Genomic DNA, 24838 nt, shown 5'->3' with positions numbered 1-24838 from the left:
TTTGATGCGCAGGAAACGCTCAAGCGCCTCGCACGGAGAACCCACGAAGGTACGGGGTTGCGGCATCCGGGCAGGGAGGGTGACGGTGAAATGTCAGCAACGGCACGACATTTTCGATCCTGGAGCCCATTCTGTTGAGGCGGTACGAGTGACTCTGTGGTTAACACCTGTCTTAAGCAAACATTCAGTCCTCCTAAATGTCATCTTCGGGTCTTTCCGGGCATCCTTATGGAGGGCAGGTCCATGGCCGCAATGTCGTGAAGCGAGGTGAAATGATGCTGACGGGACGGGAGAGCCAGTTCTACATCGGTGGGAAGTGGCAGGAAGCGGTGGATGTAACCCGTTTGCCTGTCGTCGATCCCGCCTCCGAGCAGGTTGTTGGGCAAATTGCTGCGGGCGGTGCTAGTCACGTCGATCTTGCGGTTGCAGCTGCGCGCAACGCATTCCCGGTTTTCTCGCAAGCATCTGTTTCCGAGAGGCTTGGTCTGCTCGGTAGGATGCATTCTCTCCTGAAAGAAAGAGCGGATACGTTCGCGGAAGCGCTCGTCGTGGAAATGGGGGCGGCGATCAGCTTCGCGCGGGCATCCCAGGTTCCTTTTGCTGCCGAGCACATCCGCGTCCAGATGGAGATTCTCGAGAAGTACCAATTCACGACAGTTGATGGGCGCACCGCAACCGCGAAGGAAGCGATCGGGGTTTGCGCGCTGATCACACCCTGGAACTGGCCACTTTACCAGATCACTGCCAAGGTCGCTCCCGCGATCGCAGCAGGCTGCACCGTCGTCCTCAAGCCCAGTGAGCTGTCACCTTATAGCGCTCTGCTCTTTGCCCAACTGATGCATGATGCCGGCACTCCGCCGGGCGTATTCAATTTGGTCAACGGCACTGGCGAGAGCGTAGGCGCAGCGCTCGCCAGCCATCCGGAGGTCGACATGATTTCGATCACTGGTTCCACCCGCGCAGGGGTGCTCGTCGCGCAGGCGGCCGCACCGACGGTGAAGCGGGTGGTGCAGGAACTGGGCGGCAAGTCACCGAACATTTTTCTCGACGATGCCAACTTCGGCGAGGCGGTAGCGAAGGGCGTGCTTGCCGGAATGCGTAATGTCGGGCAGTCGTGCAGCGCCCCGACGCGCATGCTTGTGCCCGCACATCGGCTCGGTGAAGTCGAGGAATTGGCTGGCGCCACTGCGCGTGCCATCCGCGTCGGCGCGCCGCTTAATCCGGCGACGGACATGGGCCCCATCGCCAATCGTGCTCAGTTCGAGCGGGTACAGGTCATGATTCAGGCTGGTATCGATGACGGCGCCAAACTGCTGTGCGGCGGCTTGGGTCGGCCGGCCGGCCTCGACAGCGGCTTTTTTACGCAACCCACGATCTTTTCCGAGGTGACGCCCCACATGCGGATTGCTCGTGAAGAAATCTTCGGTCCCGTCCTTTCGATCATGCCCTACAAGGACGAGGAAGAGGCAATCGCGATTGCTAACGACACCGTCTATGGATTGGGCGCCCATGTTCAGTCTTCAGACCCGGAGCGGGCACGCCGGGTCGCCACTCGCATTCGTGCCGGTCAGGTCCATATCAACTATCCGGCTTGGGACGGAGCGGCCGCCTTCGGTGGCTATAAACGGTCGGGCAATGGCCGCGAGTATGGCGTATACGGGCTTGAAGAGTATCTCGAAACGAAGTCGATCCTCGGTTATTGACCAGGCTTCTTAGCAGGATCGGCGCTCCAGGGCAGTGGTTTCAGCGACTGACGAAGCATCGTCAGGAAAGCGGCAGTGCGCGCACTTCGTCCGTGCCGCGATCCGAGGATGGCGACGATATCGGCCGACGGCAGCTTCCAATTGGGAAGTACCTGCCTCAGCCGTCCGTCGGCGAGGTCTTCTGCAACGGCCCATTCGGAGCGCATCATGATCCCCTGACCGGCGAGCGCCCAATCCCGAATAACGGCGCCATCATTGCTCGACATGACGGGGTTGACGCGCACTGTCGCACTTTCCTGCCGTGATCCCTTAAACCTCCAGAGCGTTACGTCCTCCTCATTCTCGCGAACGACAAGGCAGCGATGTCGCGCCAGATCGGCTGGCGTGGAAATGGGCGCAGCCGAAGCGAGGTATTCGGGACTTGCGCAGAGAATCCGGTTGTTCGGCGCCAGCGTCGTCACGACTTGATCCAGATGCGCGGACGCCCCGATGTGAACAACCACCTCATAGCTGTCAACGATCAATGCCGTGGGATGATCGGACAGTTGCAGGGTAGCGGTGGCACCACGATGCTCTCGAGCAAACGCCTCCACGACCGGGGCCACGTAGATCCTACCAAAACCGTGAGGTGCTGCGACCCTGAGGTGCCCGCGGACCGCACCCTTGCGATCAGCCAGGGCTTCGGTAAGCGAGTCTATGGCATCGCTGACGATGACGCTGTGGGAGGCGACCAGTGAGCCCTCTTCGGTAAGACGCAGGTGGCGCCCGGAGCGGTCGATCAGCCTTACCCCGACTTTCTCTTCAAGCGCGCGCAGGCGCTGTGTTACCGCCGGAGGGGTGACGTTCAGCTTTCTCGCGCTTTCAGCGAGGGATTTAGAGGTGGTGAGGACCGAAAAGAAGGCAAGATCGTCGGACGAGAGCATTAACGCCTACCTGAAGTGATTATTCATCTGGGATTAATTGTCATCTTTAGGCTTTGGCGACAAGGTGAGATCAGGTTTGATAACGGATTCATGCTGGCGGCGCTGGCTTATTAGCCCGATGGGCTGGCCTGGGCTGTATTCAGCGGGTGCGGGTGGGAACCGGAGACCGAGAATGGCCGGCCGATTTGGCCGCCCCAGACAGGAAAGGGAACCCCGAACGATAACCCCGCGACCGCTGCTCGAACGGAGCCTGCATGCGGCCAGTGGTCGCCGGTACGGCGTCGTGCCCTACACATGATGGAGAACCTGCGATGAATGCTAAGGACATACTGGAGCAGCTGGTCGGTTTTCCGTCCGTCGTCGGGACTCCGAATGGCGACATCGTCGCATGGGTGAAGACCTATCTCGAAAGTCATGGCGCCACCGTGACTGTCTTGCCGGGTCCGGAAGGGGATAGGGCAAATCTGTTCGCCACTATCGGCCCGAAAGATGAGCCCGGCTACATTCTATCAGGGCATATGGATGTCGTTTCGGCCTCCGAACGGACTTGGACGTCGGATCCCTTCCGCCTGCGGGCTGAGGGAGATCGGCTTTTTGGCAGGGGCGCCTCCGATATGAAGGGGTTTCTTGCCGCCGCGCTTGCCGGACTTCCCGCTATAGCGAAAATGCCATTGAGGCGCCCGATTCACTTCGCCTTTTCGTATGACGAGGAAGCAGGCTGCCGCGGCGTACCCCATATGTTGCAGCAGATCGGGAACCTGTGCGCTCCTCCTTTGGGCGCAATCATCGGTGAACCGAGCAGTATGGTGGCGATCCGCGGCCACAAGGGGAAGGCGGCCGCCCGCATCGAAATCCATGGCACGACCGGTCATTCGTCGCGCCCTGATAAGGGCCTGAACGCGATCCACGCCATGACTGCGGTGATGAGTGCGACGCTGAAGACCGTTGATGCCTTGCGAGACAGCGCTTTGGATCAGAACTTCGAGCCGCCGTATTCTACGCTGCAGATCGGAACGATTACGGGCGGACGGAGCGTCAACATCATCCCGGATGTCTGCATCATGGAATTGGAAGCCCGCGCCGTGCCCGGCGTATCGCCAACAGTTCTCCTGGAACAGATCAAGGTAACGGCCGAGGCTTTGGCGAAAGACGGTTTCCGCGTCACGTGGGAAACCAGCAGCACCTATCCGGCGCTTTCGCTTGATGCGGACACGCCGCTCGCTCGGCTGATGGAGGAGCTAACCTCAGCGCAGACCTTGGCTGCCGTCAGCTACGGCACCGAGGCTGGACTCTATCAGGCAGCCGGCATCGACGCGATCATCTGTGGTCCCGGGGACATCTCCCGCGCCCACCGTGCTGACGAGTTCATCCGCCTGGACGAACTGGCTGCCTGCGAAGAGATGATCCTGCGGCTTGCCAAAACGCTGCAACAGTAGGAGAGCTTCATGGTTTTCTGGTTCAATTCGGATCGAGAAAGAGGCCGCGTCTTCGCCGAGGCTTTTGCACGCGACCTGCCCGATCTGCCCTTCGTGATGAATATTTCGGAGCGCAATCCGGACGAAATCCGCTACATTCTCACGTGGACCGCGCCGCCCGATCTCCATCGTTTCAGGAACTTGAAGGTTGTCTTCTCGATCGGCGCCGGCGTCGATCAATTCAAGCCAGAATCGCTTCCGCCAAACGTCATGCTCGTCCGCATGGTCGAGGACGGTATCGTGCGGATGATGCAAGAATATGTCACGCTCGCCGTGCTCGCCCTGCACCGCAAGTTGAAGGCCTATGTCGAACAGCAGGCTGACGCCGCCTGGCTCCCGCTTCCTGTGCGGCAAGCTGGCGAGCAGCGGATCGGCATCCTTGGCCTTGGCATGCTCGCCCAGGCCGTTATTGAGCGACTGAAACCCTTCGGCTTTCCGCTTGCCGCCTGGAGCCGCTCGGAACGACAAGTGCATGGTGTTGATTGTTATCACGGGCCGGAGGGGCTTTCGCCGTTCCTTGCGCGCACCGACATCCTGATCTGTCTCCTGCCGCTGACTCAAGAGACGCAAGGACTACTCGACGCCGGGGTCTTCGCGACCCTTCCAGCGGGCGCGGCGCTCGTCCATGTGGGGCGCGGCGCGCAACTCGATCATGACGCGCTGCTTGCGGCTCTCGATGATGGACATCTGTCAGGTGCGGTCATCGATGTCACCGAACCTGAACCCTTGCCCCCCGAACATGGTTTCTGGAGGCATCCGAAGATCATCCTGACGCCGCACATCGCAAGCGTCACGCAAGCAGAGACGGCGGCCGGCGCCGTCATCGACAACATTAAACGCCTTCGCAACGGTCTCGACCCGATCGGGCTCGTCGATCGTGACCGCGGTTATTGAAGCTGCAACCAGGAGAGCAAGGAGAAAACATGTCCCTCCTCAAGACCATCGTACCCAACAGCACGGAAACACCGCGCGAGTCCAAGCCCGGGCCGGAACGCCTGATCTCCGGCGATCCCTCGTTCAAGAGCTGGCCCCAGGACGCTGCGCGGGACGACATGATTCACACCGGCGTCTGGGAAGCGACACCGGGCCTGACGCGCTCCGTCAAGGGAGAGACATTCGAATTCTGCCACATCCTTGAAGGCGTCGTGGAAATCACCCCGGACGGTGGTGAACCGGTTACCTACAAAGCAGGCGATAGTTTCGTGATGAAACCCGGATTCATCGGCACCTGGCGCACTGTGAAAACGGTCCGGAAGATCTACGTCACTGTCAACTAACACCTCCGCCGCCTCCGGTACGCGCGTTGCGACCGATCGGCCTGGACATCAACGAGCCGTAAATCGGCGGAGAAGCGTTGCTCTCCGCCGATGCGAGGGCGATGACACGAACACCGGAGCCGAAGACGTGGGCTTCAACATATGATCCGCAAGGGCTAGTCCGCGTGACGATGACAGGCCATTCGCCAGTCTGGGAGCGTCTTCATTAGACGCTCCGTCATGTGAACAACAGCTCGAATTGGGCCTGCTCGCCGGAATGATCATCCCCTCGCATGGAGCGGATGGTGGCGCAATTTTGTGCGTGCTCATCAGGAGCAGCATCGTCCGACAATTGAATTTGGATCCGGGGTTGCTGTTGGGGCGGACACTTGCCCCTTTTGACCGATCACACCGGCTTATCGTCGGATTACAGAGGATAGGGCGAACGCAGTCAGTGTATCGCGCACGCCGGGCATCTCGGCAATCAACTGCCAAATCTGGCGGATGCGGTCGGCCTCGGGGGACTCGACCCGCACGAGGAGATCGAAATCACCGGTCATAACGTCGCAAGCAACGACTTCTGGGATCTTTCGGAGCGCCTGAATGACTTCGCCGCCCCGCATGCGATCCTGCCGATAGACGAAAATCAATGCGGTTGTGACGTTTTGGCTATTCCCTCCATCCCCGGTGAGGATTGTATATCCCTTGATGAAGCCTTCTCGTTCGAGACGTTCGATTCGCACCCGCACGGCATTGCGAGAAAGGTTCACCTTCGCCGACAAATCCGCGTGCGAGATACGGGCGTTGGCCTTCAATTCGACAAGTATCTGTTCGTCAGTTCGATCGAGAAGATATTTCATGGAGATTGAGTCGGGTCGCTTAACCTAGAATGTCGGGGGTTACGGACCGATAAGCTAACACGGCGATTTCCGGTAGTAATGTTCTTTCCTTCTTGGTCGAAAATCGCCTTGATGTCGAAGCCATTATGAATCCTGGCAGCGCCTTCTTTTCCGCTTCAGTCAGGCCGCGGACTCCCTGATAACCCTGCAGCAGCGCTCGCGCCCGTTCTTTGTTCAGCTCTCCATTGATTTCGCCCGCCCAACCGACAAGCGCATCAGCAAGCTCCGACACGAGCGCATCCTCGTGCCGAAGCCTGAAGTTGATGACCCCGCTGACTTCTTCTTCGAGGAAAAAGACGTTCTCCTGGACCAATGCGCCATGAATTGCGCCAGTGGGAAGATCCGTCGATTTGCACTTCGCTTTTCGTTCTAACACAGCGTGCATTTCAGCCATCACCCGGCCCAGGCTGAGGCATTTTGCGGGATTTGCAAATGTGGGTGAGGCGCCGGGTACGAAGCTGACGATGGCAACCAATCGACCTGCGGCCCGAGACGTGGCGTGGCCGTCGACAGTGCGTAGCGGCTTCGGGCAGGGGACGCCATGACGATAAAGCGCCTCCATGGTTTCGAAGGCCCTTTCCAGATCTGAAGGTTGGGCTCCATTCTCGAAAAGGGTAACGATGAATTCGCCTTCCCTCGTTCGAAACAGATAGGTCGTCTCGGAGTCGCCGTCCGCAATGCCAATCACCGACAGAAGCGACGTAAAACCATAAGCCGCGGTAATGAGTTGGCGATCTTCGTCAGAAAGCTCGGTAAAAACAGCCATTTCCCACCCTTATGCGCCGATGAACCCATCAGAAATTTGCGAAGGCCGCGCTACCTTCAAAGAGCTCTTCAACTTGACTGGAGGCTAAGATACCTTCCTCTTCCACGACCTGGCGTAGCCCCCGCTTTTCGGCCAGCGCTTTCTTGGAAAGCTGCGCTGCCTTACTGTAGCCGATAAGCATCGCCAACGGTGTCGCAAGGACAAGAGACTGATCGAGGAGGTCCTTGCAACGGTCGACATCTACTTCAATGCCGGCGACGCACCGGTGCTTAAAAATTTCCATGCCCCGCGTCAACATCCGCATGGACTGTAGGATGTTGAGGATGATTACCGGCTCCATCGCATTGAGTTGCAACTGCCCTGCACTTGCCGCCAGGGTGACAGTGAGATCATTTCCGATAACCTGAAATGCGATTTGGTTCATCATTTCCGGAATAACGGCGTTGACTTTGCCGGGCATGATCGAGGAACCGGCCTGGACGGGCGGAAGTCGGATTTCCCCCAGACCACCCCTCGGCCCACTGCTTAAGAGCCGCAGATCATTGCAGACCTTTGTCAGCTTGACAGCAATCCGCTTGAGGACACTGGAGATGGAAACGAAACCACCGGTGTCGGACGTGGCCTCGATCAGATTTCGAGCTCGGATGAGCTGGATACCGGAAATCTGCGTGAGGTGGATGCAAGCCGCGGCTGGAAAGCCGCGGGGGACGTTGATCGAAGTTCCGATCGCAGATCCGCCGAGATTAACCTCTTTCAACAGCCTCGAAGCGGATTGCAGTTGGTTGATATCTTCGTCGATCAGCTCGGCAAACGCATCAAATTCCTGCCCGACTGTCATTGGGACGGCGTCTTGCAACTGAGTGCGGCCGACCTTCAGCGCAGTCGCATATTCACGGGCCTTGGCGCGGAATGCATCGCGCAGCCCGACCTGGGACTCGATCAGCCCTTCGCAAGCACGAAGAATGGTCAGACGCAGTGCGGTCGGATAGACATCGTTTGTCGACTGGGACAGATTCACGTCATCGTTCGGATGAAGCTTGTCATACTCGCCCACATTCGCACCGAGCTTCAAGAGCGCCAGGTTCGCTACAACTTCATTCACGTTCATGTTGGTGGACGTTCCGGCGCCACCCTGCATCATATCGACCGGGAAGTTCTCATCAACGCATTTCAACTCGATGAGCTCATCGCAAGCCTCTGAGATCGCCGACGCTTTCTCCGGTGACAGAAGGCCAAGCTCGGCGTTTGCACACGCGGCCGCTTTCTTGACCATAGCCATAGACTGAATGAGTTCGGGGAAGTCTTTCAGACGAAGGCCTGAAACGGTGAAGTTGAGCTCGGCTCGCCGCGTATGGACACCGTAGAGAACGTCACCGGGGATAGGGAGGGGGCCGATCAAATCGGTCTCTATACGTTCAATTCCCATTCACCGCTCCCCTAGTCCAGAATTCCGGCGTGGCGCATGGCATGAGTAATAACCTCTTTAACAGGATGGCTCACCTCGACGAGAGGAAGGCGCAGGTCACCGCGGATCTTCGAGAGTTGCGCCAGCGCGAACTTCACGCCAGCCGGGCTGGTCTCGAGAAACAGCGCGCGATGCAGGGGCATCAGTCGATCTTGAAGAGCCAGTGCCGCCGCGAAGTCGCCTTTCAGGCATGCCCGCTGGAAGTCTGCACACAGCCGGGGAGCAACGTTCGCGGTCACGGAGATGCAACCGTGGCCGCCGTGGGCCATGTAACCCAGCGCGGTGCCGTCTTCGCCGGTGAGAAGATTGAACTCAATGCCGCAGGCCATACGCTCCAGCGACGGTCGCAAGAGATTGCCTGTCGCGTCCTTGACACCCTTGACGTTCGGACAATCCCTGAAAATTCGGGCAAGCGTTTCGACTTCAATATCGATCACGCTCCGACCCGGGATATTGTAGACAATGATCGGAACCGAAGCTTCAGCGTCGATGGCCTTGAAGTGCTGATAGATACCCTCTTGGGTGGGTTTATTGTAGTAGGGCGCGACGATCAGCAAACCGTCGGCGCCGGCCTCCTGTGCGTGCCGCACCAAGCTGATCGCTTCCGCGGTGCTGTTGGAGCCGGCGCCGGCAATGACAGGAACCCGACCATTCGCTGCCGCGATCGCGAGTTCCACGACTCGCTTGTGTTCGGCATGGCTGAGGGTCGGGCTTTCCCCCGTTGTTCCGCAGGGGACGAGCCCTGACGTGCCTTCGGCGATCTGCCATTCAATGAGGCTGCGGAGGGCAATCTCATCGACTTTCCCATCGGCAAAAGGGGTGACAAGGGCAGTGATGGATCCTTTGAACATCTTGACTTCCGAAAACGACGATGGGTTCAAATTGGCGCCGGCGCCCCGCGATCAGTGTTGCAGCGACGTGATGCAGACGACCTTCGGCTGGGTCATGTCCTCATAAGCAAAGCGAACGCCTTCGCGTCCCATGCTGCCGTATTTGAATCCGCCAAACGGCATTGCATCAAACCGATAGTCGGACGACTGGTTGATCATGACACCGCCGGCATCGATCCGCTTGGCGGCCTCGAGTGCGCTGGCAAGATCGTTGGTAAAGATCCCGGCATGGAGGCTGTATTCCGGCTTGTTAGCCAGCTCTATCGCCTCTTCAAGTTCATCGAACGGCTGCAGTATGACGACCGGGGCGAAGACTTCCTCATTCAGTACGTCGCACGTGGCTGGCACGTTTTCCAGGACGGTCGGGGGATAGATCGTGCCGGCTGGCCTGTGACCGCAGAGCAGTGTCGCGCCGGCAGCGATTGCTCGTTCCACCATTGCGGCGGCGAGGTTCACCGCACGTTCGGAGATCATCGGGCCCATGTCAGTCTCGGAGTTCATCGGATCGCCGGTCTTCATCCGGACGGTTCTGGCCACGAACTCGGTCTTGAAGCGTTCATAGACCGAGCGCTGTACCAGAATCCGCTGCGTTCCGATGCAATTCTGGCCCGCCGCCCAGAAGGCGCCTGACACGCAATTTTCCACGGCGGCCTGAACATCGCTATTTTCCATTACGATAACCGGCGCATTGCCACCGAGATCCATTGCGAGCTTTTTGATGCCTGCAGATCTTGCAATGGCCTCGCCCGTGACAAATCCCCCTGTAAAGGAGACCATGCGAACGTCTTTTGCCGAAACAAGTGCCTTGCCCAGGTCGGCGCCGCCGACAGCGACCGTGATGACCTCTTCCGGCAAGCCGCTTTCGATCAAGACCTCCACCAGCTTGATGGCCGACAGAGGTGTAAGCTCCGACGGCTTCAGAAGTACCGCGTTTGCGCCCGCAATGGCAGGCCCAAGCTTGTGGGCCACGAGATTGAGCGGGTCGTTGTAAGGGGTGATCGCAGCTATGATCCCTAGCGGCTCCCGGGTGTACCAGCCCTGACGAGATTCCGATCCAGCATAGGCATCAAACGGAATGACTTCGCCAGCATTCCGCTTGGCTTCTTCGGCGGAGAGTTTCAGTGTGTTGACACAACGTGTCGCCTCCTTGCGGGCCTGGGCAATCGTCTTCCCCGCCTCCCGTACGATCAGGAGCGCAAACTCTTCCTTGCGTTCTTCGATGCTGGCTGCGGCCCTTTCGAGAATTGCAGAGCGCTGGTGGCGGGGGAGCGACCGGGCCATCTGCGCGCCGCGCCTGGCGCGTTCGAGCAACAGGTCCACAGCCTCGGCACTGGTCTCTCGGATGGCGCCGACAAAACTGCCGTCGAAAGGATTCCTGACGATGATCTCGTTGGAAGAGGCGGGTTTCAAGGCGAGACCGGGCATCACGCTGCCTCCTTCACAAAATTTGGCGAGTGCGCATTGTGTATAGCCACGATGTCGGACAGCAGCGCGTAGGCGGTTTCGATTCGACCGGCGCCCGGGCCGCTCACGGTGACGGGGCCGAGAAGCTCTGAGTTCAGCGATACTGCGTTGGTAGCGCCGTTAACGCCGGCGAGCGGATGGCCGAGGGCAAGCTGTTTGGGCGCGACACGGCCGGTTATCGTCCCGTCGGCATTGCGAACTGCTGACCCGATCAGTTTCCAACGGCTTTTGGCCTGGGCAGCTGCTTGAATGTCGGAGGGAGAAAGCTTGGAGATGCCGTTGCAGGAGACATCCTCCGGCTTGAGATTTGCTCCCAGCAGCTCATTTGCCAGGATCACGACTTTCAGGCGAACGTCGAAACCTTCGACGTCAGCGGTCGGATCGGCTTCGGCATAGCCCAGCGCCTGCGCTTCCGCGATAGCGCTGGCGAAGTCGAGACCCTCCTCCATGCGGCCGAGGACGAAGTTCGACGTGCCGTTGAGGATCCCTTCGAACCCTTTGATCTCCGCGCCAGCAAGGGTCTTCTCTGCCATTCTTATGACGGGCGTGCCGCTCATGACGGAGCCCTCATATTCGAAATGAACGCTGTTCGCCTTGGCAAGTGCCTTCAGCTCCCGAGCAGCGATTGCAACGGGCCCCTTGTTCGTGGTGACGACGTGCTTGCCCGAGTTCAGAGCCCAGCGGCAGTGCGAAACCGCGGGCTCGCCGTCCGTCGGGTTCGTAAATGTCGCCTCCACGACGATGTCGGCAGGCGCCGTCTTGATGATGGCTTCGTTGTCGGCCTCGGCACTGCCGCCGGAGAGCCGGCCAAAACCGCCTTTCGCGAAATTCGCCTCCACGAGGGTTTTGGCATCCAGACCGTTAGGCGAAACGACGGAGCCCAGATGGAGATCGCTGACCGCAACGATGTTAAGGCGGAAACCGAGGTCCCGCTCCCAAAACGGGCTCTTGGTCGCGATGAGCTCGGTCAAAGCACGGTTCACGCCACCAAATCCGATTAGGGCAATATTGTAGATCTTCATGTGGTTTCCTCCGATGAAGCGATTTGTGCGCATATCTTGAGATGCGAATCGCTCAGTCGGAACGGCACAAATAGACCAATCTGCCGTGCATTTTGCTCATGATGCTGACCGCTTGCCGCGTGTCGGTGATCCGGCCCAAGCACTCGGGAAACCGGCTCGTCCATGCAATCCATCGAAGCGTCAATTTTTGCGCAGAGACTATGCGTCTCCAGCGCCTGTCGGTGAAAATTCAGGAGAAGTGATCAAAGTCGATCGGAACTGAAAAGCCAGTCTTGACGCGGTCCATCACCACCATTGTCTTGAAGCCCTTGATGTCGGGATTTTCATAGAAGAACTTGCGGGTGAAGACCTCGTAGTCCTCCATGCTCTCGGCAGTGACAATCAGGACGAAATCCGCATCTCCCGTCACATAGTAGCCGTTCATCACTTCCGGCGTCTGCCGGATCGATTGCTTGAACCGATCGACGATGTCTGCCCTTTCGCGCTCGAGCGTGACCAGGACAAGCATTGCGATCGGCCGACCGACAGATTTGGGTTTCACAACCGCAACCTCCGCCTCAATCACTCCGGCTTCACGCAGCCGCTTGAGACGGCGCTGCACCGCAGTGGCCGAAAGACCGACCATCGCACCGAGCTCCTCGCTGCTGTGCCTGTTATGATTCTGCACAATGCTGAGAAGACGAGCATCTAGGCGATCGAGCTGCATTGGGACACTCAGCAGGATTTCATCGTATGACAGGCTCAATAAGCAGAATTTCCTCGTCCGGGCAACCCCTATGCAGGAATTGCGCGTCTGAATGATTCTACGCTTCTCAGAGACGACAGAGGCCGCGGAAACGCTCAGCCCGACGACGACCTCGCTGCATGAGGAATTGAGAAATGACCAATATTGCTGAAATAGCTGAGATGGACCGCAGGACCGTTCTGCATCCGTTCACTTACCTTAAGAATTACGCCGCCGGGGAGGCCGATCCTACCATCGTCGAGACTGGAAAAGGCGTTCGTATCCGCGACGCATCCGGCCGGGAATATCTGGACGGGTTTGCGGGCCTCTATTGCGTGAATGTCGGCTACGGCCGCACCGAAGTCGCCGAAGCAATCGCCCGGCAGGCCTACAAGCTGGCCTATTATCATTCCTACGCCGCACACACGACCGAGGAGCTCGCGCGACTTTCGGATCGACTGGTGCGAATGGCGCCAGGCAACATGTCCAAGGTCTTCTACGGGCTGTCCGGTTCGGACGCGAATGAGACGCAGGCGAAGATCGTCTGGTATTACAACAATCTTCGCGGGAAAGCGCAAAAGAAGAAGATCATCTCGCGTGAGCGTGGCTATCATGGATGTTCTGTAGTTTCCGGTTCCATGACAGGCTTGAGCTTTTACCACGATCATATGGATCTACCGGTTTCGGGGATTCTGCGTACCGGCGTCCCGCATTTCTATCGCGGTGCGATGCCTAGTGAGACCGAAGAAGCCTTTTCGCAGCGTCGCGCTGATGAACTGGAAGCGCTTATTCTCGCCGAAGGGCCGGACACGGTCGGCGCCTTCATCGCGGAGCCGGTCCTTGGAACGGGAGGCATTACACCGCCGCCGGCAGGATACTGGCCGAAAATCCAAGCTGTGCTGAAGAAGTACGACATACTGCTGATTGCCGACGAGGTGGTCTGCGGGTTTGGCCGCACCGGTGCAATGTTCGGTTCGGATCTCTACGGTATGGATCCCGATCTGATCACCGTCGCCAAGGGCTTGACGTCAGCCTATGTGCCGCTGTCGGCGGCGATCGTTTCGCAAAAAGTCTACGAGGTCATGGAGGAGGCGACACCGCGTGTGGGCTCGTTCTCACACGGCTACACTTATTCGGGTCATCCGATCGGCGCCGCGGCGGCGAACGCAGTTCTTGATATCGTCGAGCGTGAAAATCTGGCCGGACAGTCCGCGACGAAAGGCGCTTATCTTTTGCAACGGTTGAAGGCAGAGTTCGAGCAGAACCCGATCGTCGGGGAAGTTCGTGGTGTCGGCATGCTTGCTGCCATCGAGTTCGTTTCCGATCGCGGTAGCCGGGCTTCGTTCGATCCGGGCCTGAAGGTCGGCGCGCGCATCTCCCAAGCCGCTCGAAATCGCAACCTCATTGCGCGCGCAATGCCGCATGGAGACATTCTGGGCTTTGCACCGCCACTTGTGATGACGGAAGCGGAAATCGACGAAATGGTTGCGATCGCAAGGGCTGCGGTCGACGAGGTGCTGCGGGAGCTGGACTCCCAGGGACTGGTGGCGGGATAACGAATGGGCGATTGTCTGAGGCTTTGCGCATGAACGCAATTCTAAAGGTTCACGAACTCACCAAGACGTTTGGATCGACGAAGGTGCTGGATGGTATCAGCTTCGATATGAGAGAAGGTGAAGTCATCTCTCTGATCGGGTCATCCGGTTGCGGAAAAAGCACCGCGCTTCGCTGTATCAATTTTCTGGAGACGCCGACATCAGGTCGGATCGAGTGCATGGGTCAGTCCGCCTCAGTCGGCAGTGACACGCGCGGCGGAAGCCAGATCGTCAACGCTCGCGAGATCAGGAACCTTCGCAGACAGATTGGCATGGTGTTCCAGAATTTCAATCTCTGGCCTCACCTGAGCGTCCTGTCAAACGTGACCGAGGCACTCGTTTGGGTGCTGAAACTCGGCAAGAAAGACGCCGAAGAGGTTGCGCTCTCGGCCTTGTCGAAAGTCGGCATGGCGAGTTTCCGTGACCGCTACCCGCAACAGCTTTCGGGCGGGCAGCAACAACGCGTAGCAATCGCGCGTGTTCTGGCAATGAAACCAAAACTGATGCTGTGCGATGAGCCGACATCTGCACTGGACCCCGAGCTCGTGGGTGAAGTGCTGAAAGTCATAAGGGCGCTGGCGGAAGCGGGGGCTACCATCCTCCTCGTCACGCATGAAATGCGGTTCGCACGCGATGTGTCGAACCGGATGATATTCCTGCAAAACGGCCGCCTCGAGCAGGATGACGAACCGAAGGAATTATTTCGAAATCCCGCGACGGAAGGGGTGAAGCGGTTTCTATCGACAGTGATGGCGGCCAACGCTTGAAAACGCACTACAACGAAAACCATAAGGGGTAACAATCATGATCAACACCAATCTCGTCAAGTCAGCATTCGCAACCAGCCTTCTCATCTGCGCACTGGCGACGGGCGCGTCGGCAAAGGACGGCGTTCTGCGCATCGGAACGGAGGGCGATGCGCCGAAGTTCAGCATGGCCGATCCGAGCGGCAAGGTGACCGGGTTCGACGCCGATATCGCCAACGGCATCTGCGCCGAGCTGAAACTGAAGTGCGAATTCGTTGTGCAGACGTTCAGCTCGCTGGTGCCTTCCATGGACAGCGATCGCTTTGACGTCATCATTTCCGGCCTTGGTATCACCGCCGAACGTCAGAAGAAGATCGACTACTCCATCCCCTATGCGACAACACCGCTCTATTTCGCTGTCGCCAAGGACTCCCCGCTTGCAGGGCTCAAGAGCCTCGCCGAAATCGAAAAGGCCCTCCAGGGCAAGAGTGTCGGTGTCGTCACCGGGACGACCTACGCCAGGTTCATGGAGAAGCGGATGCACGGCGCCGATCTTAAGACATACGACGCCGTCACGCAGCTGACTGCCGATCTCGCGAGCGGCCGTATCGACGTCGCCTTCGCGGATTCGCCGACATGGATGGATTTTTTCGCAACGCCCGACGGCGCCAACTTCACCAGGATCGACCTGAAGATCATGGCCATGGATGACCCAGACGTTCTTGGCCATGGCATGGGAGTCGGCATGCGCAAGGGCAATACCGAACTCAAGACCAAGGTTGATGCCGCCCTCTGCAAGATGATCAACGATGGCAAGGTCAAGGAAGCCTCGATGCATTGGTTCCAGGACGACTACACGATTCCCTGCAAGAAGTGATCGTTTCGAACATGAAGCCTGCCTTGGCACGGCCCAGGGCAGGTCACGGGGATTGTGTCCATGTTGGGTGACCTTTGGGTGTTGATGGTGGAGCAGAGTTGGGCGCTGGCTCTGCTGAAAGGAAGTGTCGTCACGATCGTGATCGGTTTGATCGGAATGGCACTCGGTTTTCTCGTTGCAACCCCCTTGGCCATCATGCGTTGGCGGAAGGTCGTGTTCGTCTCGCAACTCGTCGATGGGTACAGCATTCTTGTTCGTGGCGTTCCGGGCTTGCTGGTCATCTATCTCCTGTTTTTCGGGTCGATCGAGTGGGTGAAGGCGATTACGGCCACGTTCGGCTACCAGGACTCGGCTGATAACGCATATCCCTACATCGTCGGGGTAATCGCGATTGCAGTCATCTCGTGCGCGTATTCGATCGAAGTCATCCGGGGTGCGCTTCAGGCAGTGCCGTACGGTCTGCTGGAAGCCGCTCAGTCGCTCGCCTTGCCTAGAGGTGTAACGTTTATGCGCATCACGTTCCCACTGGCACTGCGGCTGGCGCTTGGCGGGATCAACAACGTCTGGCAGATGACGATCAAGGATACTTCGCTCGTCTCGGTCGTCGGCTTACAGGAATTGATGAGGACGGCTGCCATCGGTGCAGGAATCACGCGATCCCCGTTGCTTTTCTACTGCATCGCTGCGGCGCTCTTCTTCTGCATGACCGCAGTCAGTCAAACCGCGTTTTCCAGCGCCGAACGTGCGCTCGACCGCGGCTTCCGAGGAAGATGACATGGATCTTGGAATAATTGCATATGCCGTTCCGTTCCTTGTCATAGGTGCCAAGACGACGTTGCTGATCGCCGTATTCGGCGTCGGTATCGGGCTTCCCTTTGGTGTCGCCGTCGGGCTCGCGCGCTGCTCGAGAAGCCGGGTGTTGCGCCGCGTATGCGACGCCTACTGCGCGATCTTCCGGGGCACGCCTATGCTGGTCCAGGTCTTCGTCATCTATTACGGCTTGGCCCAGGTGAGTTTTATTCGTCAGAACCCCATTCTGTGGTGGATGATCGGAGATGGGCTGAACGCTGCAATCCTTGCCGTGGTGCTCAACACCGGTGCCTACACGGCGGAGATTTTCCGCACGGCTTTCCTCTCCCTGCCGAAAGGACTTATCGAGGCGGCTGAAGCCTGTGGCATGCACCCGTGGCACGTCTTCAGGAGGGTGAAGTTCCCGCTTGCCGTGCGCCAGGCGCTTCCCGCTTATAGCAGCGAGGCGGCGATCATCGTGAAGGAATCCAGCCTCGCGTCAACGATTACCGTTCTGGAAATCACCGGATATGCGAAGCGGCTCATGAGCGAGACGTTCGCGATCATGGACATCTTCATGGTCACCGCAGCGTTCTATCTCACCATAAACGTCGTCGTCTTGACGGGGTTGAAACTCCTCGAACGGCGCCTGTCGTTTGCCCGATAAACAGATCCAAGAAAGGTCTTCCAATGTCCAAACTCACTTTCGTCGATTACAACAATCTGCCTGAACCGCGTAAAGGCCAGCCCGCGCCTGAAAGGCTGGTCGAGGGAAATCCGCAGTTTCTCTCCTGGGACATCGCGCAGACCGCCGACGGCGTCGTTCGTTCCGGCGTCTGGGAAGCGACGCCCGGCGCCTACCGCTCGATCAAGGGCGAAACTTTCGAATTCTGTGTCATTCTGTCGGGTGTGTCCGAATTGATTGAGGATGGCTGTGAGCCGCGACGCATCGTTGCCGGCGACGCTTTCGCCATGCATCCAGGTTTCGTCGGAACCTGGAGGGTGATCGAAACGACGCGAAAGCTTTGGGTCTGCCGAGACTAAGCCAATAATCGATTGAAATCATCTTTCCGGAACTTAAACTCTCATGGCCCAAGCTCAAGTGCATCCCATCAAATCCACGCCTTATTGGTGGGAGGACAGCACATTTCCTTCCCTGCCATCGCGGAACGTCGAGAAGACATGCGACGTGGCGGTCGTTGGGGGAGGGTACACGGGTTTGTCGGCAGCGCTCGAACTTGCCCGTGCGGGCAAGCATGTCCAGCTGTTCGACCGTCAGGCCCTTGGCCTTGCGGCATCGGGCCGCAATGGGGGCATGGCCAGCGGAAGTATCCGCCCGGGGCGGAGGGATATGGTCAGACGGTTCGGGCAGGAGAGGGCGCAAGCCATTCTCCTGGAAGGCAAGGCGGCGCGAGAGGATCTCTGGCGCTTCCTCAGAGACGAGAATATCGAATGCGATTTCTCGATGTCTGGCGCCTTCAGCGGGGCCATGACGGGTGATGAAGCCGACGAACTCCGTCGTCAGGCAGACTTTCTGCATCAAAATCTCGGCATTGAGGCATATCCGGTGGAAAGGGCCGATGTTCCGAAGTTCATCGGAACCGACCTTTATGTCGGCGGCCTTGTGCGCAAAGACATCGGTGGGCTGCAACCGGCCAAGCTTCTTGCGGCCATGATCAATCTGGTAAGCTCATCGACGGCGGTCATACATGAAAATACCGCAGTCCTCGGTTCGACTAGCGAGGCCGGAGGCGTGCGAATTCAAACGCAGCGCGGAGAGGTTTTCGCCAGAAAGCTTCTTGTCTGCACTGATGGCTACACCGACGGTTTCGACCCGTGGCTCCGTCGCCGGCTTGTTCCAGTCCGCAGCAGGATAATTGCGACTGAGCCGCTCGACAGAGAGGTGATGGATCGGCTGATGCCGCCACGCATGATGTATGGCGACCTGCGTAAGCTCAGCTACTATTATCGGCCGTCGCACGATGGATCTCGGATCCTGTTCGGCGGGCGCGACGGGACGACTGAAGGAGACTCCGCCGCTCCGATTGCACATCTGCAAAGCGAACTTGCTCGGCTCTTTCCCGAACTCGAAGGAATAGGTCTTACACACAGCTGGTTCGGCTATGTCGCCATGAACCGCGACATGATCCCGCGCATGTTCTCCCGCGGAAATACAGTCTATGCGACCGGCTATTGCGGCTCCGGTGTCGTGTGGGCCAGATGGCTGGGCAAGAAGGCGGCGTTCAAGATCCTCGGTGACGGGGAACAATCGCGCTCTGCGTTCGATTTCGATGCCGCCCCGAGGGCCGTGCCATTCTTCAACGGCAAACCCTGGTTCATTCCTATCGTTTACTCGATGTATGCGCGGCACGACAGGAAGATGCTCCTCAGACGCCTTAAGAGCTGAGGCTCAGATGCATCTCGTTTCTGCAAGTCCGCCACGGCGCCGAAAAAAGTTCGTGTCGTCCGCTTGCAACCAAGCCCTGCGTTGGCGTTACGCGCAGCAGACAACAACTAGCAAAGGCCGGAGTTAAGGTGAACAGACATGATTAGTCTGGAAACGATTGAGCAGGCGCGCGAGCGCATCAGCAAGCACATCCGGATCACGCCTGTCGTCATGTCGGCGACACTGTCCGAACTGGCCGGGACACAAGTCAGCCTGAAGCTGGAGCATCGCCAGTTGACCGGAAGCTTCAAGCTCCGTGGAGCAACCAATGCCGTATTGCAGCTCACCCAATCCCAGCGAGATAGAGGCGTTGTTGCGGCTTCCACTGGCAATCACGGACGCGCGCTGTCCTATGCCGCCGGCGCGATTGGCTCCCGAGTGACCATTTGCATGTCGCACCTCGTGCCGGGAAACAAGGTGTCCGAAATCCGCCGGCTCGGCGCTCGCGTACGGATCGTCGGGTCATCCCAAGATGAAGCGCAGGTTGAGGTTGATCGTCTCGTCGCGGAGGAGGGCCTCAGCATGATCCCGCCCTTTGATCACCCCTGGATCATCGCCGGCCAGGGCACCGTCGGGCTTGAAATCGTCGAGGCGATGCCTGACGTCGCCGCGGTTCTCGTTCCCCTGTCCGGCGGCGGTCTGGCAGCAGGTGTCGCGGCGGCGGTCAAGACGGTGCGCCCGGATGCCAAGGTAATCGGTATAACTATGGAAAGGGGAGCGGCGATGAAAGCTAGCATCGACGCGGGGCACCCGGTCCAGGTCGAAGAACATCGAAGTTTCGCCGACTCGCTCGGCGGCGGCGTCGGTTTGGCCAATGCCTGGACGTACCCGATGTGCAAAACCCTTCTCGACGACGTGGTGCTCGTCAGCGAGCGCGAGATAGCCGCTGGCATACGTCACGCCTATGCGTGTGAGCGTGAGATAATCGAGGGTGCTGGGGCAGTCGGCATTGCTGCGCTGCTCTCAGGTAAACTGGCGCAGGTTGAAGGCCCGATCGTTGCCATTCTTTCAGGCGGTAACATTGACATGGCCTTGCACATGAAGGTGGCCAACGGCCTTGACACAATTGATGAGGGACGCTGATGCCAAAAATAAGGATTTTGACCGAGTCAGAGCTTCAAACCATCGTTCCGCTCGACATGGATGCGGTGAATTGCGTTGAAAACGCTTTCCGCGCATTGGCCGTGGAAAACGCGGTTCAGATGCCGCCGATTTTGCGCCTCGACGTGCCCGACAGCAGAGGCGAAGTCGATGTGAAGACGGCTTATGTTCATGGTTTGAGCAGCTTTGCCATCAAGGTCAGCCCTGGTTTCTTTGATAATCCAAAGATCGGGCTTCCCAGCACCAACGGTCTGATGGTCTTGCTGTCGAGCAAAACGGGCTTGGTGCAGGCGCTCTTGCTGGACAATGGCTACCTCACCGACGTTCGCACAGCGGCCGCTGGCGCTGTCGCGGCAAACCATCTGGCACGGAAGGACGCGTCGATTGCAACGGTCTTCGGGGCGGGCGTTCAGGCCAGGCTGCAACTCGAGGCCCTCATGCTGGTGAGACCAATTCGAGAGATCCGCGTTTGGGCGCGTGATTATCGACGGGCGCAAGCGCTTGTCGGGCAGATCAGAGGCAGACAAGATCTGTCCATTTCCGCATTTGAGGATCCGCGAAGCGCGATCGCCGGGTCACAGATCGTCGTCACGACGACACCTGCCGACCGACCGATTGTCGATGCCTCGTGGCTCGAACCCGGACAGCACCTGACCGCCATGGGTTCGGACGCAGAACATAAGAACGAGATTGACCCCATCGCTATCAAAGCGGCAGATGTTTACGTGGCTGACAGCCTCAAACAAACGCGAAGATTGGGTGAATTGCGCCATGCCATCGACGCAGGTCTCGTCGCAAGTGACGCTGATTTTCCGGAGCTAGGTCAGGTCGTTGTGGGTGCCAGACCGGGCCGCAGAAGTGCCTCGGACATCACCATAGCCGATCTTACGGGCACCGGTGTTCAGGATACCGCTATTGCCACGCTGGCGTTTGCGCGCGCCGAAGAACGAAGTGCCGGCACGTTCTTTGAAAGTTGACAGTCGTCTGCTCTTTGCCGCCGACCTCATGACGCAGCATGAAAATCTTCTTGGATGGTGGCGAGAAGCCAAGACACGAATTGATCGATTCCAGCCGTCCTCTTCGCCAACGCGGAACGAATAACGCCGTAATATGAACCATCAGGGTGAAAGCCGAGTGGTGCGGTCAGGCGGCCTTTGCGGATATCGTCAATGGCAATGATCTTTGGGCACATGGCCACACCGAGACCGCTGGCTGCGGCCTCCACCATCAGGAAATGATGGTCAAGAAAGCGCGTCGAGCGCGGCTTCGGCGCGTCCGGATGGGCGGCGGACCACTTCTGCCATCCATCCGGCCGGGTCTTTGCAGCAAGCGCGACATAATCGCCCGCAGCAAACCGGTCCGTCATGGCGGGATACATGACAGGACCGACTTCCTCCTCGATCAACCGTTCGACCTGCCAATTCGCATCGATCGCGAAATCCAGCCTGCGGATTGCAAGGGTAATACGGTCGCGCGCAAAATCGAAACCCCCACCACCGACCGAAAGATGAAAGTCGATTTCGGGATGGTGATCCTGGAATTCCGAGAGGCGCGGGATCAACCATCGCATGGCGACGGATCGTTCGCATGAAACGACAATCGGTGGTGACAGGTCGACTTTGCGGATATCCTCCAGCGCCGCCGACACGAGGGACAAAGCGTCTGTCGTCGCCTGAGCGAGCCGTGAGCCCTCTCCCGTCAGCCTTAGGCCACGCCCATCAACTTCCAGCAAACGAATGTCGAGGTGTTCGGAAAGTTTCGAAACACGCCGGCTGACAGCACCGTGCGTCAAATTTAACTCAATCGCGGCTGCACGCACGGAACCCAGGCGCGCAACGACCTCAAAGGCACGCAGATCATCGAGGCATGGAATGTCCGAACGCTTCATTGGTGAGAAAGTATCACCGGTATGTTTGAAATCATATCAATTTCCATCTCGAAGTAGGGAGGAGCAGTCGAGGCGGGCGCTCTCCTGAAAGCACGGCTCCTCTAATCTGCAGAGTAGGACAAGACGGCAACGTTTCGCGCGTTGTCTCCATCGAAGAGGGTAGCCGCATGCTGTAAAAGCGATGCAGCATATGTGACGTCACAGGCGGCAGCCGCTGGCAGACAGGCCGCGAAAGATAATGCCAAAGTTCGATGTCGCAGGCGGTGGCCAAAGGCAGTTGCAATGCCACATTGATATGGCGTCGATGACTCGACGCGGCTAGATCGCATGATTGGTGATCCATTATCACCATAATCCGTCAGTTTATATAGATAGTCCGAGCCTATCCATTCGCTAGTATGACCGATACAGCCAAACCGATAGGGTCTCGATCATGCAAGCCAATGCTGCTATCCGCCTGGACTTCCGCTCTGATACGGTCACCCGTCCCACCCTTGGCATGCGTGCAGCGATGGCTGCCGCCGAGGTGGGCGACGATGTCCTCGGCGACGACCCTACGGTCAAGGCGCTCGAGGCCCGACTTGCCGCACTGTTCGGCAAGGAAGCGGGACTGTTCGTGCCAACCGGCACCATGTCCAATCTCGCTGCGATCATGAGCCATTGCCAGCGCGGCGAGGAATTTCTCTGCGCAACCGGAGCTCACACCTATCTGTGGGAAGCCGGAGGCGCTGCGGTGCTGGGCTCGGTCCAGCCGCAGCCATTGCCGGTGCGCGCCGACGGCACGATCCCCATCGAGGAGCTTCACGCCGCGGTGAAGGACGATGATCCGCATTTCGCGATCACGCGACTGGTCAGCATCGAGAACACGTTCGCCGGGCGGGTCCTGCCTCGCGATCATCTGGCCGAGGTCGTCGAATTTGCGCAGGAGCGGAAGCTCGCCACCCATCTCGATGGCGCGCGGCTGTTCAACGCGGCTGCGGCGCTCGGCGTTGATGTCGGGTACCTGGCAGAGGGCTTCGATAGCGTGTCGCTGTGCCTTTCAAAAGGGCTGGGGGCGCCGCTCGGATCAGTGCTGGTCGGCGATGCCCCTTTGATCGCCCGTGCGCGCCGGTGGCGCAAGATGCTCGGCGGCGGAATGCGGCAGGCAGGGATAATTGCAGCGGCTGGGCTGTACGCGCTCGACCATCACGTCGACCGGCTGGTCGAGGACCACGCCAATGCTCGGGTGCTCGCGCAAGCATTTGCGGGAATTGAGGGGCTGAAGGTGACCCCGCCGCAATCAAACGTGGTCTTTGTCGAGCTCTCGCCCGATCTGGCGAACCGGCTGTCCCACGCGCTACGTGAACTCGGCATCGCGGCGAGTTTCTGGCCAGGTGGGCGAATGCGCTGGGTCACCCATCTGGACGTCAACCGTGCCGCTGTCGACGAGGCCATCGCGGCAGTGCGCGAGATCACTGAGGGCCGGACATGAGAGGCGTCATCGATCCACGATTGATCATCAGAATAACAAGCGCCACTGCCCCACCGAACAGCCCTTGTGCCGTCATAGCCCAATGACTGCGCCGGTCTGACGGGGAGCAGGAGAGCGTGCAGACCGGATGGGCGGTCGGAACTGGCGGAAAGACTGCCAAGGCAGGAGCGCTTCCCATATTTACCTGAGGAAGCGCCGATATTGTAGGTGGGGTATGGTGGAGATGCCGTAGGTGGCAGATACCTTCGCCACGTTATTGGACTGGTAAACGACGCTGGTTACGCGTCGAACAAGCAAGGAAGCAAGGCATGCATCTGTTCGCACGCAAGGACCTCGAGGGAGCCGCCGCACTCGTCTACCGGCAAATGTCACCTACACCGCAATACGTGTGGCCGCAGATCTCGGAAATGGCAGGGGCCGTGGTCTGGATCAAGCATGAGAATCATACGCCGGCCGGCGCTTTCAAGGTCCGCGGCGGAATCACCTTTATGGATTAGCTCCGCCGCAGCGGGCGTTCGGCCACGGGAATCGTCACAGCAACGCGCGGGAATCACGGCCAGAGCCAGGCCCGTGCCGCGCGGGCAGCCGGTCTTGCCGCCAAAATCGTTGTCCCGCACGGCAATTCGGTCGAGAAGAACGCGGCCATGCGGGCCTTCGGCGGCGAGGTCATCGAGTACGGCCGCGACTTCGACGAGGCCCGTACCGAAGCCCGGCGACTTGCCGCCGAAACCGGCCTATTTCTGGTACCGCCCTTTCACGAGGAAATTGTCCGGGGTGTCTCAAGCTATGGGTTGGAACTCTTCACCGCAGTGCCCGATCTCGATGCGGTCTATGTGCCCATTGGCTGCGGCTCGGGAATTTGCGGCGTCATCGCCGCGCGCGAGGCCCTGGGCCTGAAGACGGAAGTGATCGGCGTAGTTTCGACGCACGCGCCGGCCGCGAAGCTCTCCTTCGAGGCCGGACGGCTGATTGAAACCGAAACGGCACTGACGTTCGCCGACGGCATGGCCGTACGCATTCCCGTCGAAGAAGCTTTCGCAATCTACTCGAATGGCGCCTCGCGGATCGTCGCCGTCAGCGACGAGGAGGTTGCCGAAGCGATGCGCCTCATCTACCGCGCGACCCACAATGTCGCCGAGGGTGCCGGCGCCGCGTCACTTGCGGCGATGCTTAAGGAAGCCTCTGCCATGCGCGGCAGAAAAGTCGGCCTCATCTTGAGCGGCGCAAATGTGGACGCCGAGGTCTTCCAGAAAGTACTGGGTGGGGAGACACCACCGGTGGCGACGGTAAGCAAGTGACAGTAGGCGGCACGAGAGCTTAGATGGCTCGCGGAAGTCG

General features: G+C 59.0%; 23 protein-coding genes and 1 pseudogene. 15 read left to right on the top strand and 9 right to left on the bottom strand.

Annotation, left to right across the window (positions count from 1 at the left end):
* The first annotated feature begins 275 nt into the window (after positions 1–275).
* Positions 276–1703, top strand: coding sequence for an aldehyde dehydrogenase family protein (locus tag GA0061105_RS28425; protein ID WP_167358592.1), 1428 nt, complete (start codon positions 276–278; stop codon positions 1701–1703).
* On the opposite strand, the gene GA0061105_RS28420 is transcribed toward GA0061105_RS28425, so the two are convergent.
* On the bottom strand, positions 1697–2626 hold the full coding sequence (locus GA0061105_RS28420) for a LysR family transcriptional regulator (protein ID WP_092754291.1): 930 nt from the start codon (positions 2624–2626) through the stop codon (positions 1697–1699). The two genes, GA0061105_RS28425 and GA0061105_RS28420, sit on opposite strands and share 7 nt — an antisense overlap.
* Positions 2627–2937: 311 nt before the next feature.
* Between GA0061105_RS28420 and argE the strand changes: the two genes are divergently transcribed.
* Genes argE through GA0061105_RS28405 form a run of 3 tightly spaced genes read left to right on the top strand, consistent with a single transcriptional unit; the run spans position 2938 to position 5378 of the window.
* Positions 2938–4062: an acetylornithine deacetylase gene (gene argE, locus GA0061105_RS28415; protein WP_092754288.1), complete on the top strand. Its 1125-nt coding sequence runs from the start codon at positions 2938–2940 to the stop codon at positions 4060–4062.
* A 9-nt stretch (positions 4063–4071) separates the two neighbouring features.
* Positions 4072–4995, top strand: coding sequence for a 2-hydroxyacid dehydrogenase (locus GA0061105_RS28410; protein WP_092754286.1), 924 nt, complete (start codon positions 4072–4074; stop codon positions 4993–4995).
* Positions 4996–5024: 29 nt separating this feature from the next.
* Positions 5025–5378 carry a cupin domain-containing protein gene (locus GA0061105_RS28405; protein WP_092754283.1) on the top strand — a complete coding sequence of 118 codons (354 nt, stop codon included), beginning with the start codon at positions 5025–5027 and terminating at the stop codon, positions 5376–5378.
* A 395-nt stretch (positions 5379–5773) separates the two neighbouring features.
* On the opposite strand, the gene GA0061105_RS28400 is transcribed toward GA0061105_RS28405, so the two are convergent.
* From GA0061105_RS28400 to GA0061105_RS28370, 7 genes are all read right to left on the bottom strand, one after another.
* The gene (locus tag GA0061105_RS28400) at positions 5774–6217 is read right to left on the bottom strand and encodes an Lrp/AsnC family transcriptional regulator (RefSeq protein WP_092754280.1); all 444 of its coding nucleotides are present in this window, start codon (positions 6215–6217) and stop codon (positions 5774–5776) included.
* A gap of 19 nt (positions 6218–6236) precedes the next feature.
* Positions 6237–7022 carry a homoserine kinase gene (locus GA0061105_RS28395; protein WP_092754277.1) on the bottom strand — a complete coding sequence of 262 codons (786 nt, stop codon included), beginning with the start codon at positions 7020–7022 and terminating at the stop codon, positions 6237–6239.
* Positions 7023–7050: 28 nt separating this feature from the next.
* Positions 7051–8448 carry an aspartate ammonia-lyase gene (locus tag GA0061105_RS28390; RefSeq protein ID WP_092754274.1) on the bottom strand — a complete coding sequence of 466 codons (1398 nt, stop codon included), beginning with the start codon at positions 8446–8448 and terminating at the stop codon, positions 7051–7053.
* A gap of 11 nt (positions 8449–8459) precedes the next feature.
* Positions 8460–9338 (bottom strand): 4-hydroxy-tetrahydrodipicolinate synthase, encoded by an 879-nt coding sequence (dapA, locus tag GA0061105_RS28385; RefSeq protein WP_092754271.1) that lies wholly within the window; start codon positions 9336–9338, stop codon positions 8460–8462.
* 51 nt (positions 9339–9389) lie between these two features.
* The gene (locus GA0061105_RS28380; protein WP_092754268.1) at positions 9390–10802 is read right to left on the bottom strand and encodes an aldehyde dehydrogenase family protein; all 1413 of its coding nucleotides are present in this window, start codon (positions 10800–10802) and stop codon (positions 9390–9392) included.
* Positions 10802–11863 carry a homoserine dehydrogenase gene (locus tag GA0061105_RS28375; protein ID WP_092754265.1) on the bottom strand — a complete coding sequence of 354 codons (1062 nt, stop codon included), beginning with the start codon at positions 11861–11863 and terminating at the stop codon, positions 10802–10804. Before GA0061105_RS28375 ends, GA0061105_RS28380 begins: the two co-directional genes overlap by 1 nt.
* 229 nt (positions 11864–12092) lie before the next feature.
* The gene (locus GA0061105_RS28370; protein ID WP_092754262.1) at positions 12093–12569 is read right to left on the bottom strand and encodes an Lrp/AsnC family transcriptional regulator; all 477 of its coding nucleotides are present in this window, start codon (positions 12567–12569) and stop codon (positions 12093–12095) included.
* A gap of 173 nt (positions 12570–12742) precedes the next feature.
* Here GA0061105_RS28370 and GA0061105_RS28365 point away from each other — a divergent pair, with 173 nt between their 5' ends.
* The 9 genes from GA0061105_RS28365 to GA0061105_RS28325 all read left to right on the top strand — a co-directional run bounded on the left by GA0061105_RS28365 (position 12743) and on the right by GA0061105_RS28325 (position 21118).
* The gene (locus GA0061105_RS28365) at positions 12743–14143 is read left to right on the top strand and encodes an aspartate aminotransferase family protein (protein WP_092754260.1); all 1401 of its coding nucleotides are present in this window, start codon (positions 12743–12745) and stop codon (positions 14141–14143) included.
* A 29-nt stretch (positions 14144–14172) separates the two neighbouring features.
* Positions 14173–14949, top strand: a complete 777-nt coding sequence (locus GA0061105_RS28360) for an amino acid ABC transporter ATP-binding protein (protein WP_092754257.1) — start codon at positions 14173–14175, stop codon at positions 14947–14949.
* A 37-nt stretch (positions 14950–14986) separates the two neighbouring features.
* A complete protein-coding gene (locus GA0061105_RS28355) occupies positions 14987–15805 on the top strand; it encodes a transporter substrate-binding domain-containing protein (protein WP_092754254.1) in 819 nt (272 codons plus the stop codon).
* A 60-nt stretch (positions 15806–15865) separates the two neighbouring features.
* Positions 15866–16579 carry an ABC transporter permease subunit gene (locus tag GA0061105_RS28350; protein WP_092754251.1) on the top strand — a complete coding sequence of 238 codons (714 nt, stop codon included), beginning with the start codon at positions 15866–15868 and terminating at the stop codon, positions 16577–16579.
* 1 nt (position 16580) lies between these two features.
* The gene (locus GA0061105_RS28345) at positions 16581–17261 is read left to right on the top strand and encodes an ABC transporter permease (protein ID WP_092754248.1); all 681 of its coding nucleotides are present in this window, start codon (positions 16581–16583) and stop codon (positions 17259–17261) included.
* A gap of 23 nt (positions 17262–17284) precedes the next feature.
* A complete protein-coding gene (locus tag GA0061105_RS28340; protein WP_092754245.1) occupies positions 17285–17638 on the top strand; it encodes a cupin domain-containing protein in 354 nt (117 codons plus the stop codon).
* A gap of 43 nt (positions 17639–17681) precedes the next feature.
* A complete protein-coding gene (locus tag GA0061105_RS28335; RefSeq protein ID WP_167358589.1) occupies positions 17682–19001 on the top strand; it encodes an NAD(P)/FAD-dependent oxidoreductase in 1320 nt (439 codons plus the stop codon).
* Between the two features lie 138 nt (positions 19002–19139).
* On the top strand, positions 19140–20123 hold the full coding sequence (eutB, locus tag GA0061105_RS28330; RefSeq protein ID WP_092754242.1) for a hydroxyectoine utilization dehydratase EutB: 984 nt from the start codon (positions 19140–19142) through the stop codon (positions 20121–20123).
* Positions 20123–21118: a cyclodeaminase gene (locus GA0061105_RS28325; RefSeq protein WP_092754239.1), complete on the top strand. Its 996-nt coding sequence runs from the start codon at positions 20123–20125 to the stop codon at positions 21116–21118. Before eutB ends, GA0061105_RS28325 begins: the two co-directional genes overlap by 1 nt.
* Positions 21119–21144: 26 nt before the next feature.
* On the opposite strand, the gene GA0061105_RS28320 is transcribed toward GA0061105_RS28325, so the two are convergent.
* The gene (locus GA0061105_RS28320; protein ID WP_092754236.1) at positions 21145–22029 is read right to left on the bottom strand and encodes a LysR substrate-binding domain-containing protein; all 885 of its coding nucleotides are present in this window, start codon (positions 22027–22029) and stop codon (positions 21145–21147) included.
* A gap of 433 nt (positions 22030–22462) precedes the next feature.
* Between GA0061105_RS28320 and ltaE the strand changes: the two genes are divergently transcribed.
* Both ltaE and GA0061105_RS28310 read left to right on the top strand, forming a co-directional pair.
* Positions 22463–23500, top strand: a complete 1038-nt coding sequence (gene ltaE, locus GA0061105_RS28315; protein WP_092754233.1) for a low-specificity L-threonine aldolase — start codon at positions 22463–22465, stop codon at positions 23498–23500.
* Positions 23501–23808: 308 nt separating this feature from the next.
* A pseudogene (locus GA0061105_RS28310) lies at positions 23809–24798 on the top strand (threonine dehydratase).
* The last annotated feature ends 40 nt before the right edge of the window (positions 24799–24838 follow it).

The sequence above is a fragment of the Rhizobium aethiopicum genome (genome assembly GCF_900094625.1).
GTDB classification, from domain to species: domain Bacteria; phylum Pseudomonadota; class Alphaproteobacteria; order Rhizobiales; family Rhizobiaceae; genus Rhizobium; species Rhizobium aethiopicum.
Note: the sequence above shows the minus strand (reverse complement) of the source record. Positions and strands in the feature narration are given on the sequence as shown.

Bases quoted from the DNA above. Each gene is read 5' to 3' on its own strand.
- GA0061105_RS28425 (WP_167358592.1), top strand. From the start codon at position 276: ATGCTGACGGGACGGGAGAGCCAGTTCTACATCGGTGGGAAGTGGCAG.
- GA0061105_RS28420 (WP_092754291.1), bottom strand. From the start codon at position 2,626: ATGCTCTCGTCCGACGATCTTGCCTTCTTTTCGGTCCTCACCACCTCT.
- argE (WP_092754288.1), top strand. From the start codon at position 2,938: ATGAATGCTAAGGACATACTGGAGCAGCTGGTCGGTTTTCCGTCCGTC.
- GA0061105_RS28410 (WP_092754286.1), top strand. From the start codon at position 4,072: ATGGTTTTCTGGTTCAATTCGGATCGAGAAAGAGGCCGCGTCTTCGCC.
- GA0061105_RS28405 (WP_092754283.1), top strand. From the start codon at position 5,025: ATGTCCCTCCTCAAGACCATCGTACCCAACAGCACGGAAACACCGCGC.
- GA0061105_RS28400 (WP_092754280.1), bottom strand. From the start codon at position 6,217: ATGAAATATCTTCTCGATCGAACTGACGAACAGATACTTGTCGAATTG.
- GA0061105_RS28395 (WP_092754277.1), bottom strand. From the start codon at position 7,022: ATGGCTGTTTTTACCGAGCTTTCTGACGAAGATCGCCAACTCATTACC.
- GA0061105_RS28390 (WP_092754274.1), bottom strand. From the start codon at position 8,448: ATGGGAATTGAACGTATAGAGACCGATTTGATCGGCCCCCTCCCTATC.
- dapA (WP_092754271.1), bottom strand. From the start codon at position 9,338: ATGTTCAAAGGATCCATCACTGCCCTTGTCACCCCTTTTGCCGATGGG.
- GA0061105_RS28380 (WP_092754268.1), bottom strand. From the start codon at position 10,802: ATGCCCGGTCTCGCCTTGAAACCCGCCTCTTCCAACGAGATCATCGTC.
- GA0061105_RS28375 (WP_092754265.1), bottom strand. From the start codon at position 11,863: ATGAAGATCTACAATATTGCCCTAATCGGATTTGGTGGCGTGAACCGT.
- GA0061105_RS28370 (WP_092754262.1), bottom strand. From the start codon at position 12,569: ATGCAGCTCGATCGCCTAGATGCTCGTCTTCTCAGCATTGTGCAGAAT.
- GA0061105_RS28365 (WP_092754260.1), top strand. From the start codon at position 12,743: ATGACCAATATTGCTGAAATAGCTGAGATGGACCGCAGGACCGTTCTG.
- GA0061105_RS28360 (WP_092754257.1), top strand. From the start codon at position 14,173: ATGAACGCAATTCTAAAGGTTCACGAACTCACCAAGACGTTTGGATCG.
- GA0061105_RS28355 (WP_092754254.1), top strand. From the start codon at position 14,987: ATGATCAACACCAATCTCGTCAAGTCAGCATTCGCAACCAGCCTTCTC.
- GA0061105_RS28350 (WP_092754251.1), top strand. From the start codon at position 15,866: ATGTTGGGTGACCTTTGGGTGTTGATGGTGGAGCAGAGTTGGGCGCTG.
- GA0061105_RS28345 (WP_092754248.1), top strand. From the start codon at position 16,581: ATGGATCTTGGAATAATTGCATATGCCGTTCCGTTCCTTGTCATAGGT.
- GA0061105_RS28340 (WP_092754245.1), top strand. From the start codon at position 17,285: ATGTCCAAACTCACTTTCGTCGATTACAACAATCTGCCTGAACCGCGT.
- GA0061105_RS28335 (WP_167358589.1), top strand. From the start codon at position 17,682: ATGGCCCAAGCTCAAGTGCATCCCATCAAATCCACGCCTTATTGGTGG.
- eutB (WP_092754242.1), top strand. From the start codon at position 19,140: ATGATTAGTCTGGAAACGATTGAGCAGGCGCGCGAGCGCATCAGCAAG.
- GA0061105_RS28325 (WP_092754239.1), top strand. From the start codon at position 20,123: ATGCCAAAAATAAGGATTTTGACCGAGTCAGAGCTTCAAACCATCGTT.
- GA0061105_RS28320 (WP_092754236.1), bottom strand. From the start codon at position 22,029: ATGAAGCGTTCGGACATTCCATGCCTCGATGATCTGCGTGCCTTTGAG.
- ltaE (WP_092754233.1), top strand. From the start codon at position 22,463: ATGCAAGCCAATGCTGCTATCCGCCTGGACTTCCGCTCTGATACGGTC.